We start from the raw sequence: 11,874 nt of genomic DNA on the forward strand, positions 1-11,874 counted from the left end.
CGTCAAGATGATTTTCAATCTTTGACATTCGCCGTTGCGGTGCTGCAAAGGCCGTGATTCAATCATGTTTTTTACAGACTTAAGGGTAAAGTGTAGTGGCTCGTCCGAAGAGTGAAGACAAAAAACTGGCATTACTGGAAGCTGCAACCACAGCATTTGCACAATCAGGCATTGCGGCATCTACCGCCGTGATAGCCCGCAATGCAGGGGTTGCGGAGGGGACGTTGTTTCGCTATTTCGCGACCAAAGATGATTTGATCAACGAGCTTTACCTCTTTTTGAAGCAAGACCTTTGTCAGTCGATGATGGCAAATTTGGATCGATCGGTGACCGATGCCAAAACCATGACTCACTACATCTGGAACAGCTACATTAGCTGGGGCCTGAACCATACCTGCGGGCATCGCACGATTCGCCAGTTGGCCGTCAGCGAGAAAATCAGCAAAGAAACGGAACAGCAGGCTGACGATATGTTCCCGGAACTGCGCGATCTTTGTCATCGCTCCGTACGACCTGAGTTTATGTCTGACGAGTATCGCGCCTTTGGCGACGCGCTGTTTCTTTCTCTGGCAGAGACCACCATGGAGTTCGCCGCCCGCGACGCGGCTCGCGCAAAAGAATATATTTCGATGGGATTTGAGGCGATGTGGCGCGCACTCACCCGTGAGGAAAAATAATGGACGGCCAGACCTTACATGCCTGTGCAAAGCGCCTTGCGCTCGAACTGCCTTTTACCGAGCACTGCTGGCCATTCGGCCCGGAATACGATGTCTTCAAAGTCGGCGGCAAAATTTTTATGCTGGTCTCAGAGCTTCGCGGACGCCCGCTGGTTAACCTGAAAGCCGATCCGCAAAAGTCACTGTTAAATCAGCAGATCTACCCCAGCATTGAACCCGGCTATCACATGAATAAAAAGCACTGGATATCGGTCTACCCAGGCGACGACATTACCGAGTCATTACTGACGGAGTTGGTAAATGATTCATGGCATCGCGTCGTAGACGGCCTGGCGAAGCGGGATCAAAAACGCCTGCGTCCAGGTTGATTTATCGTTAACTCCGATAAGTGTTTTTGCATTTTCCTGTCTTATCTTTTTCTTGCTAACCCTGTACCCTGCTGAAACAAAACGCACCCGCAGGGTATGAAAAATCACCAGGAGTAGTTATGGATATTGTTTCTGTCGCCTTAAAACGTTACTCCACTAAGGCATTCGATCCGAATAAAAAACTAACCGCTGAGCAGGTCGAAAAATTAAAAACGCTGCTGCAGTTTAGTCCGTCCAGCACCAACTCTCAGCCGTGGCACTTTATCGTTGCCAGCACTGACGAAGGTAAAGCGCGCGTGGCGAAATCCGCAGCCGGCGGTTTTGTATTCAACGAACGTAAAATGCTGGATGCTTCCCACGTCGTGGTGTTCTGCGCCAAAACGGCGATGGACGATGCCTGGCTGGAGCGCGTGGTGGATCAAGAAGAGCACGATGGCCGTTTCGCCACCCCTGAAGCCAAAGCCGCAAACCACAAAGGCCGCACCTTCTTTGCCGACATGCATCGCAAAGAGCTGAAAGATGACAACCACTGGATGGCAAAACAGGTGTACCTGAACGTCGGTAACTTCCTGCTGGGCGTGGCGGCGATGGGTCTGGATGCGGTGCCGATCGAAGGCTTCGATGCGGCGGTGATGGATGCAGAATTTGGCCTGAAAGAAAAAGGATTCACCAGCGTAGTTGTGGTCCCGGTGGGTCATCACAGCGTAGAAGATTTCAACGCCGCGCTGCCAAAATCTCGTCTGCCGCTGGAAACAACACTGACGGAAGTTTAATCCCCGCATTTGCATAAGCTCTACACAGCGGTCATCATAGACCGCTGTTTATTAAGGAGACGTTATGCAGGAATTGATATCTCAGGTAGAAGAACTCGGCATTGAAATAAATCACACCACCTCACTGGTGATGATTTTTGGCATTATTTTTATCACCGCCATTATTGTTCACGTTATTTTGCACTGGGTGGTATTACGCGCATTTGAAAAGCGCGCCAACGCCAGCTCCCGCCTGTGGCTACAAATCATCACGCAGAACAAGTTATTTCACCGGCTGGCATTCACCCTGCAGGGTATCATTGTCAATATACAGGCCGCACTCTGGTTGCAGAAAGGCAGTGAAGCAGCAGAAATATTAGTAACCTGCGCACAGCTGTGGATCATGATGTACGCCCTGTTGTCCTTGTTTTCCCTGCTGGACGTCATTCTCAATCTGTCGCAAAAATTCCCTGCCGCATCGCAATTGCCGCTAAAAGGCATATTTCAGGGCATCAAGCTCATCAGCGCTATTGTCGTCGGAATATTGATGATTTCCCTGCTGATTGGTCAATCACCGGCAATATTGATAAGCGGTCTGGGTGCCATGGCCGCCGTGTTAATGCTGGTGTTTAAAGATCCGATCCTCGGGCTGGTGGCCGGAATACAGCTTTCAGCCAACGATATGTTGAAGTTGGGTGACTGGCTGGAAATGCCTAAATACGGCGCAGATGGCGCGGTGATTGATATTGGCTTAACCACCGTAAAAGTGCGCAACTGGGATAACACCATCACCACTATCCCAACCTGGTCACTGGTATCGGACTCTTTTAAAAACTGGAGTGGGATGTCGGCTTCCGGTGGGCGACGCATTAAACGCAGCATCAGCATTGATGCTACCAGCATTCATTTTCTTGATGAGGATGAGCGTCAGCGGCTGCATAAAGCGCACCTGCTGAAACCGTATTTGACCACGCGCCATCAGGAAATTGACGAGTGGAATCAACAGTTAGATGCGCCTGAATCGGTATTAAACCACCGTCGGATGACGAATATTGGCACCTTCCGCGCCTATCTGAACGAATATTTGCGTCATCATCCGCGGATTCGCAAAGATATGACGTTAATGGTGCGCCAGCTTGCGCCAGACGATCACGGCTTACCGATCGAAATTTATGCCTTTACCAATACGGTGGTCTGGCTGGAATATGAAAGTATTCAGGCTGATATTTTCGACCATATATTCGCCGTGATCGAAGAATTTGGCTTGCGCATTCATCAGTCACCCACCGGAAATGATATTCGCGCGCTGTCAGGCGCGTTTCAACGCTAACGCTCAGGTACTGGCGCGTGAAATATAGCGCCAGTCCATCATCACCCTTTCCGTCTGCGCGTCAGGATTTTCTATTTTATTCAGCAGCAATCCTACCGCTTTGCGGCCTATATCCCGCGAGGGCTGCTCAATGGTCGAAAGCTGTGGGGAAACCATTTCTGCCAGTTCCGTACCGTCGAAGCCCACGACGGCGATATCCTGCGGGATCTGTAATCCGGCATTGAAAATAGCACGCATCGCCCCAGCGGCAAGCGTGTCCGATACGGCAAACACCGCGTCGGGTTTCACCTCTGCGGCAAGCAATGTTTTCATCGCCGCAATTCCTGCACTGGAACTTAACTCGCTGGCGTATTCTACGGCCTGATACTCAAGCGACAGCGCATGCAGCGCCGCTTTATAGCCACGTTCGCGCAACCGGGCGTATTTATAACTCAGATCATGATTGATTAGCGCAATGCGTCGATAGCCCTTTTCCACCAGGTGAGATATTACCGACTGCGCAGCGTCAACATCGTTAATCCCTACGCAGGAAACCGCGCCTTTATCAGCATATTCCGCACACTGAACCCAGGGAGCGTCGCCAATCAGCGTGGTCAGTTCCGGTAATTTTGAGAATGCATCCATGGTGATAATGCCATCAACGATTTTCCCCGATAGCAGCTTTAGCGCCGATTTTGAGCGGGCGGTATCCGAGCCGGAATTACACAGCAAAATGCGATAGCCATTCTTTTCCGCCTCTTCTTCAATGCCTTTAACAACCTCTGCACAAAAAGGGTTGGCAATGTTGGAAACCATCACCAGAATCATCGAACTGCGTGCCGTACGCAGCTGACGAGCCAGCAGGTTGGGCTGATAATTGCTTTCTTTAATAGCCTGTAGCACGCGCTCGCGATTTTTGGCTTTGACGGTATCACTGTGATTCAGCACACGCGATACCGTCGCCACCGACACACCGGCAAGCTGGGCGATTTTTTGAATAGACATAACGACGACAAGTCCTGCGGTTTAGGCTTTACGTTGAGGCTACCATAAAATCACTGCCCGGCGAACCGGGTGCGTGTTTAGCGCTGCACTGATACCCAGCGCTGCTGCTGATGGCTTTTTATAATCGCATCAATGATATACATCACATCCGCACCATCAGAAAATGACGCAAATCGACGCTCCGCCGTCGCGGGCATTTTGCCTGCCTGCACCGCCTGATAGAACTGCTGCATCATATTCTTGAACGCATCCGGCCAGCCCTCAATATGCCCACCCGGAAAGTGCGCACTGGCAGCAACATCCGCATTCATCAATCCTGGGTCATCGGTCAGGATCTGGTTCGCCTGCTGACGGTGCCCAATCCAAAGCTGTTGCGGCGTTTCCTGATCCCAGTGCAGTGAACTCTGGCTACCGTTAATTTCAAAGCTCAGGTGATTCTTGCGCCCGGCACTCACCTGTGAAACGCTAAAGCAGCCTTTGCTACCATCGTCAAAACGTATCAGCACCGATCCACAATCTTCCGTCGTCACCGCTTTATTCTCAAATTGCAGGTCAGCCGTTTGCTGGCCAAACGTAGCGTTACTGGCGATGCTGGCTTTTCGTACCGGCCAGACGATAGCCAGATCGGCCATCACCTCGACAATACGTTTTCCAGTGACGAATTGCACCGTGTCACACCAGTGGGAACCGATATCCGCAACCGCCCGTGAGTTGCCGCCTTGTTTGGCATCGACCCGCCAGTTGTAGTCAGTTTCCAGCAGCATCCAGTCTTGCAAATAGCTCCCCTGGACGGCAAACAGACGCCCCACGCTACCGCGCCTGACCATGCTGGCAGCCTGTTGTACCATCGCAAACTGACGATAGACAAAGCTCACGCCGTGCACCACTCCTACCTGCTCCGCCAGCGTTTCCAGTTCACGAGCCTCCTCAGGCGTCATACACAGCGGCTTTTCTGAAAACACGTGCAGACCCGCGCGTAAAATCTGCCGGTTGATGTCGGCATGCAGATGATTCGGCGTACAGTTATGCACCACCTGCAGTCCGGGATGCGCCAGCAGCGCCTCAACGCTGCCGTACGCCTGAGGAATATGAAGAGCATCTGCACGTTCCTGGGCAACCGCCAGCGAGCTATCACAGAGCGCCACCACGTTCACACCGCCGAGTCGACGCAACGCCTCGATATGTGCAGGCCCAATAAAACCGCTGCCAATAATGCCAACCTGTATCATTTGCGTACCTCATCGCCAGCGGCGAAATCATCAAATGCGCGTGAAGAAACCGGAATAATGTGGCGGCGTATAAAATCGCTCCCCTCACGCGCCCCGGTTTGCGCGTCTTTCAGGCAACACTCCCATTCCAGTACCGCCCAGCCAGGGAAATCATATTGTGTGAGCTTGCTGAAGATGGTTTTGAAATCGACCTGACCGTCCCCCAGGGAACGGAAACGCCCAGCGCGATCGAGCCACGGCTGATAACCGCCATAGACACCACTGCGGCTACTGGCATGGTACTCAGCGTCCTTGACGTGAAACGCTTTAATGCGCGAGTGGTAAACATCGATAAACCCAAGGTAATCCATCTGCTGCAATAACAGATGGCTCGGGTCATAGAGAATGTTGCAGCGAGGATGATGATTAACCAGCGCCAGAAAGCGCTCGAACGTTACGCCATCGTGCAGATCTTCACCGGGATGGATTTCAAAGCAAACATCCACCCCATGATGATCAAAGCGATCGAGAATGGGTCTCCAGCGGCGCGCCAGCTCCAGAAAAGCCTCTTCGAAGCGCTGACGGTTATGCGGTGGCCACGGATAAAAGAAGGGCCAGGCGAGCGAACCTGAAAACGTAGCATGCGCCGTCAGCCCCAGTCTTTGCGAAGCCGCAGCGGCCTGGTGGAGGGTTTCGATGGCCCACGCCTGCCTGGCCTGCGGATTAGCGCGTACAGATGGCGGAGCAAATCCGTCAAAAGCGTCATCGTAAGCCGGATGGACGGCAACCAGTTGGCCTTCAAGATGGGTAGATAGTTCGCTAATCACCAGCCCATGCCCGGCCAGCATCCCACGAATATCATCACAATAGGCCTGACTTATGGCTGCTTGTTCGACATCAAACAAAGACTTGTGATTACACGGGATTTGTAATGCCTTATAGCCCAGCTCCGCCGCCCATTTTGCCACGCCTTCCAGGGTGTTAAATGGGGGACGATCCCCGATAAATTGCGCCAGAAAAATGCCAGGCCCCTTGATGGTTTTCATAACCCCTCCTGAAAATTACGCCTGCTCTTTGTCGTCATACTTGAAAGAGAAAAGGAAAATCACGGCAATCACTGCGGCAGCCACTGCCGGGATCCACCAGAATGTGGTCCACGCCTGAGGCACCGTTTGCCCCGCCACCAGACGGTTGTAAAGTGCGCCTGAAATTTGCGAACCAAGCAGCATACCGATCCCATAGGTAAACATAACGATCATGCTTTGCGCCTGGCCTTTTACTTTCTCCCCGGCAATACGATCGGTGTAAATAAAGCCGACCACGAAGAAGAAGTCGTAGCACACGCCGTGCAGCAGAATGCCGAGATACAGCAGGAATCGGCCCTCTTCGCTGATGCCGAGGGCAAAGAATGCGTAGCGCACAAACCAGGCGCACATCCCGATTAACAACATGTATTTCACGCCCAGACGCCTGAACAGGAACGGGATCACCAGCATGAAGAAAATTTCAGACATCTGACCAAACGACATCGCCGTACTGACATCGCCAACGCCTGCATCAGCCAGAAACGACGCGGTATATGCGTAATAGGTTCCCAACGGTACAGAAATAAGCGTCGCGCAGAGCGAGAAGACAAAAAAGTGACGAACCTTGAGTAAGGCGAAAGCATCCGCACAAAACAGATCGCGCACTTTTACCGGCAGTCCTTTCGCCGGTGCTGGCGTGTTGGGCAACGTCAGGCTGTAGAGCGCCAGAATCACAGAAATAACCGCCGCCAGCGTAAAGATGCCGGTAGTATCCGAGATTCCGGTTACGCCGATAAAAATCCCCGCGACAATCCAGCCAATGGTGCCAAACACCCGCACCACCGGGAAAGTTTTGTCTTTATCCGACAGGCTATGAAAAGCAATGTTGTTGGTAAGCGCCAGCGTTGGCATGTAGCACAACGTGTAGCCAAACAGCAGACCAATCAACAGCGCACCGTTTTGCGCCACCAATGCCTGCGGAACAAACCAGAGGATCGCCGCGCCTGCAAGGTGCATCACCGCCATCACCTTTTGCGAGGCAAAAAAGCGGTCTACCAGCATCCCTAAGACGAACGGCGACAGAATAGAAGCAATGGGCCCGGCTGAAAACGCATCGCCAATCAGCAGCGACATGTTGTGCTGGCTCATCACCAGCCCCAGCGTGACGGACCAACTTCCCCAGATAAAGAACTGTAAGAACATCATTAGCGACAGCCGGGGTACCAGCAGCCGGTACTGTACGTTCTGTTTTCCACTACTTTCGGTTGTTGACACCATTTTTTGCCTCACCTTTAAAAAGTAATCGATTACAAAATAGATTCAATAGAAAAGTAATCGATTACAAAATAAAGATCCTGCCAGCAACGGCAAAATTGCGAGAGCGGTCACGATAAACATTGAGAGAAGATCCGATCCCATCCTGACGATGGGATCGGTAGAAACTTAGCGGGACTTACGACACAGCAGTTTGAAGGCAACGAACAGGAACAGGATCCACACCGGCAGGAGAATAGCTGACAGGCGCATATCGTCCATCGTACACATCAGCACCAGAATCATGCCAAGGAAAGCAATACACAGGTAGTTCCCTGCCGGGTACAGCAGCGCTTTGAACTGCGTCTCACGTCCCTTACGACGCATCGCCGCCCGGAATCGCAGATGGGCCAGGCAGATCATAATCCAGTTCAACAGCAGCGTCGCCACAACCAGCGCCATCAGCAGGCTAAAGGCCTTTTGTGGCAGGACATAGTTGATCAGTACGACCAGAGACGTAATAGCACCGGAGAGGATCAGTGAATTCACCGGTACGCCGCGACGGCTGACGCGGGTTAAGAACTTCGGCGCGTTCCCCTGGACAGAGAGACCAAACAGCATACGGCTGTTAGAGTAGACGCCACTGTTATATACCGACAGCGAAGCCACCAGAATGACAAAGTTCAGCGCTGAAGCCACCACGTTGCTATCAAGATTATGGAAGATCATCACAAACGGGCTGCTGTTGGATTTCACTTCCACCCACGGGTACAGCGCCAGCAGCACCACCAGAGAACCGATGTAAAACAGCAGAATACGGTATACCACCTGGTTTACCGCCTTTGGAATGCTTTTCTGCGGATCCTGCGCTTCTGCGGCAGTAATCCCGATAAGCTCAAGTCCGCCAAAGGAGAACATAATCACCGCCAGCGACAGGATCAACCCGTTCCAGCCGGTGGCAAAAAAGCCGTTGTAACGCCACAGGTTATCAATGCTGGCATGTTCCCCGCCGTGACCGGAAAACAGCATCCACACGCCAAAACCAATCATGCCGATAATGGCCAGCACTTTAATCAGCGCAAACCAGAATTCCGTTTCGCCATACAGACGTACGTTGACCAGGTTAACCGCGTTGATGATCACGAAGAATGCCGCGGCCCAAATCCAGGTCGGGACATCGGGCAGCCAGTACTGCATGTAGATCCCAGCCGCGGTCAGTTCCGCCATGCCAACCAGCACAAACATCACCCAGTAGTTCCAGCCGGACAGAAAACCCGCGAACGGTCCCCAGTATTTATAGGCAAAATGGGCAAACGATCCCGAAACGGGTTCTTCCACCACCATTTCGCCCAGTTGACGCATAATCAAAAAAGCGATGATCCCGGCAACGCCGTAACCCAGTAACACCGCAGGTCCCGCCATCTGAATAGCCGGGCCAATGCCCAAAAACAGGCCGGTACCAATTGCGCCGCCCAGCGCAATTAATTGAATATGGCGGTTTTGCAACCCCCTCTGAAGCGTCGGCTCATTCGTTGACGCGGCATCAGACACGCTGGTGTCAGATGCAGTTGACGCGTTTTTCACGCCCTTCCCCTGTGTCGTTTTTATTGAAGGGGCTTCTTTTAACATTTCAACCTGGTTGTCGCAAGGCGCAATAAGGACCCTCTGTGCCCGTGGCATTGCGTTTGTTCATAATTACAGTGAATTATTCTGGACGAAAAGGCATCGCAGGCCACAGAATGCGCTTTACTGTTTTTCTAACATTTTCAAACGGGTGAATCCGCTGTGTTTCAGCCACTCGTTTTTGAGCCAGGCCAGGCAACGACTGTCATGAATAAGATCATCAAACGACTGGAAATCGTCAAAAGCGCTATTGAACTGGAAGATGAGGAGATTATTTTCCAGCAGGTAGATCATCTGAAAAATGAGCCTATGTCAGTCTTGCCAGGCGCCATCGTTCAGGCGCTCGAAGCACGGCGCTTTAGTGATGCCCTACGTGAAATCACGGCCTGGCTGCAATCTCAACGGGCAGTCTCAACGTGGCAGGATCCTGCCATTGCCGCCAGTAAACTGGAACTAAAAGCGCTCGAAACACAGCTGCGTGACCTGATCGATAAGCGCAACACGCGCATTCAAATCCTCGATGATTTCAACGATCTGTATCATCTTCGCCTTGGGCCTCTGATGAGCCGGATCCTCGAGTTGCGTAAACAGCTCGCCGCCAGCGCCCAGCGCAAACAGGAAGCGGAGCGAAAACGCCGGGAACAAGACTATCAATCCTGCCAGCACTATATTTCCCAGGCCGTTGATCAACTGGCCAGGCTTAAGCAGCTCTGGATGAACCAGAATTCAGATTCGCGCGAATCGGTGGAAACACGTCAACGAATTCAGCAACAAACGGAGCTTATTACCGCCCTGCTGGCGGAGATTCGTGAGCTGGAAAACGACTTTTCTCGCCAGGACGACAGCGCAGCCCGTCAGGCACAGGAAGAAGCCAGCCATGAATATGATGAATATCAGGAGCAGCAGCAGGATGCGCAACATCGTTTTAGCCGGGACCAACGACTTTCTTCTGAAGAGCGTAATGAGTTAAAACGCCTGTGGCGTCAGGCCAGCCGTCTTTGTCATCCGGACGTGGTGGCGGACGATCTGAAAGAGAAAGCGCATCAGATGATGGTGCAGCTTAACCAGGCGCGCCAAAATGCCGACCTTGCTGCCGTACGGGCGCTACTGACTCAATTGCAAAGCGGCCTCGAACCGATGATGGCGAGTGACCGATTGAACGATCTGCAGCATTTACGCAGCAAAATACAGCAGCTCAGAGAACAAATTAACGCTCTGCTCAAAGAGATTACCGAACTGGAAGCTGAGAACGCCTGGCGCCTTGCCACCTCCGTGACGGATAAAGAGGCTTACTTCTCCGATCAACAACGGGCGCTTACGGAAATCCGCAATACGCTGGAACAACAGGTGCAACAGGTTGAGCAGGAGCTGTTGGCGGGGTAAGCGCTATCAGCGATAGCAAGCAGAAAATACAACATCTTCAAGGGAGGTTTGAAGATTAAGCACCAAATGATAAAAATAGCACAAAATGCTTATCCATTAAGATAAGTCAGAGTTATCAACTTAAATACTCGAATTTTAGGTCGATAACTGCAAATAAGACAATATTTCTCTCTCCCACCGCTCTCCCTCTCTCTTTATCCTGGCCTTGATTAAGAATTCTCCTACCTGCCAATAGTCCCATTAAGAAGAATGGTTATCTGTTTGAAATATAAGATTTTTCATATAAATCCCCTCCAGTACAAATAGGAATACCCTGTCTTTATAGAAATGGCTGAAACATTATTCGCGTGATCCATAAGCGAAATCTATCAATCATTTACTCAGAGCTGAAATAAACGATTTATCTTAAATTTTAACAAAGTGTAATATCTACTTTAAGAATAGTTAATGATTCAAATTAATACAGAAAATACCTGTTGAATCTGCAATAAATAAGGATGCGTTCACACCAAAGAACGTCATACGAGATTTAATTAACATTTCATGCGTCGCAAGAAACTCTTTTTTTAGCCTAAAAAAAGAGGCGACCGCCTGCACCAAAATTTCAAGGAGATCGTTATGTCTAAGGCTATTTTTTTGGGTGAATCAATTTATCCCTGGCTAGGCATGCGAGAAATCCTACGTGGTTCATCATTATATATTGATATCGCGTACTACTCCTCTCAGACGCTTTCTGCCGTCAACATAATCCCTTATGAAATGGATTGCATCATTATTAATCCTGACAACTCAGATTTTTTAAAATATGCCAGGATTATCCGCAACATGGCTTTACGCCCTGCCACAAAAATTATTGTTTTGGCAGATGAAGCTACTTTTTCTATTTTTCAAACCGTTTGCGGGAGGAACATGCTGTTCCTCGATCAAGACGCCAGCCTTGATCGGTTACTGCATGCCGTGACGTACATATCACAAAACAAAAAACCAATTAATATCAAAGAAATAAATAACAAAATCACAGCAAACGAATTTAACGTAATGATGATGCTTGCTCGGGGTTGGTCATTGACTCAAATCGCTGGGGCATCACAAAAAAGTGAAAAAACCATCGGGGCGTACAAAAGCAACATTGCCAGAAAACTCGGGAAAAATAACTCCCGACTCAAGTACACCATTTCTCACTATAGCCAGCCGTAACTGACTTATTTAAGGACAATTATCACGGTTATTATTTAAAAGATTTTCTTTCGGCTCACTTTTTAATTCCGCA

At 50.6% G+C, this 11,874-nt stretch carries 11 protein-coding genes; 6 read left to right on the forward strand and 5 right to left on the reverse strand.

What is annotated here, in order from left to right; translation table 11 throughout:
• Window positions 1–95 precede the first annotated feature (95 nt).
• The 4 genes from HV352_RS17225 (at window position 96) to HV352_RS17240 (ending at window position 3,127) form a co-directional block, all read left to right on the forward strand.
• Complete coding sequence (locus HV352_RS17225; RefSeq protein WP_016152173.1) at window positions 96–677, forward strand: TetR/AcrR family transcriptional regulator; 582 nt, start codon at window positions 96–98, stop codon at window positions 675–677.
• Window positions 677–1,045, forward strand: a complete 369-nt coding sequence (locus tag HV352_RS17230) for an MmcQ/YjbR family DNA-binding protein (RefSeq protein ID WP_016152172.1) — start codon at window positions 677–679, stop codon at window positions 1,043–1,045. The genes HV352_RS17225 and HV352_RS17230 overlap by 1 nt, the downstream gene beginning before the upstream one ends.
• A 119-nt stretch (window positions 1,046–1,164) precedes the next feature.
• Complete coding sequence (gene nfsB / locus HV352_RS17235; RefSeq protein ID WP_181634931.1) at window positions 1,165–1,818, forward strand: oxygen-insensitive NAD(P)H nitroreductase; 654 nt, start codon at window positions 1,165–1,167, stop codon at window positions 1,816–1,818.
• Between the two features lie 64 nt (window positions 1,819–1,882).
• A complete protein-coding gene (locus HV352_RS17240; RefSeq protein ID WP_016152170.1) occupies window positions 1,883–3,127 on the forward strand; it encodes a mechanosensitive ion channel family protein in 1,245 nt (414 codons plus the stop codon).
• A gap of 3 nt (window positions 3,128–3,130) precedes the next feature.
• Here HV352_RS17240 and HV352_RS17245 read toward each other — a convergent pair whose 3' ends face one another.
• The 5 genes from HV352_RS17245 to pheP form a co-directional block, all read right to left on the reverse strand.
• Window positions 3,131–4,111 (reverse strand): LacI family DNA-binding transcriptional regulator, encoded by a 981-nt coding sequence (locus tag HV352_RS17245; RefSeq protein WP_016155936.1) that lies wholly within the window; start codon window positions 4,109–4,111, stop codon window positions 3,131–3,133.
• A gap of 77 nt (window positions 4,112–4,188) precedes the next feature.
• Window positions 4,189–5,340 carry a Gfo/Idh/MocA family oxidoreductase gene (locus HV352_RS17250; protein ID WP_181634932.1) on the reverse strand — a complete coding sequence of 384 codons (1,152 nt, stop codon included), beginning with the start codon at window positions 5,338–5,340 and terminating at the stop codon, window positions 4,189–4,191.
• Window positions 5,337–6,365 carry a sugar phosphate isomerase/epimerase family protein gene (locus HV352_RS17255; RefSeq protein WP_172860565.1) on the reverse strand — a complete coding sequence of 343 codons (1,029 nt, stop codon included), beginning with the start codon at window positions 6,363–6,365 and terminating at the stop codon, window positions 5,337–5,339. The genes HV352_RS17250 and HV352_RS17255 overlap by 4 nt, the downstream gene beginning before the upstream one ends.
• Before the next feature lie 15 nt (window positions 6,366–6,380).
• Window positions 6,381–7,622, reverse strand: a complete 1,242-nt coding sequence (locus HV352_RS17260) for an MFS transporter (RefSeq protein WP_016155933.1) — start codon at window positions 7,620–7,622, stop codon at window positions 6,381–6,383.
• 165 nt (window positions 7,623–7,787) lie between these two features.
• Window positions 7,788–9,182, reverse strand: a complete 1,395-nt coding sequence (gene pheP, locus HV352_RS17265; RefSeq protein ID WP_047415083.1) for a phenylalanine transporter — start codon at window positions 9,180–9,182, stop codon at window positions 7,788–7,790.
• 246 nt (window positions 9,183–9,428) lie between these two features.
• On the opposite strand from pheP, the gene HV352_RS17270 reads away from it, so the two are divergent.
• Together HV352_RS17270 and HV352_RS17275 are read left to right on the forward strand one after the other, a co-directional pair.
• Window positions 9,429–10,604, forward strand: a complete 1,176-nt coding sequence (locus tag HV352_RS17270; protein ID WP_016152164.1) for a DnaJ family molecular chaperone — start codon at window positions 9,429–9,431, stop codon at window positions 10,602–10,604.
• A 618-nt stretch (window positions 10,605–11,222) separates the two neighbouring features.
• On the forward strand, window positions 11,223–11,801 hold the full coding sequence (locus HV352_RS17275) for a LuxR C-terminal-related transcriptional regulator (protein ID WP_131380880.1): 579 nt from the start codon (window positions 11,223–11,225) through the stop codon (window positions 11,799–11,801).
• Window positions 11,802–11,874: the final 73 nt, after the last annotated feature.

Origin of the sequence: Citrobacter sp. RHBSTW-01044, assembly GCF_013781945.1 — a bacterium.
GTDB lineage: Bacteria > Pseudomonadota > Gammaproteobacteria > Enterobacterales > Enterobacteriaceae > Citrobacter > Citrobacter braakii.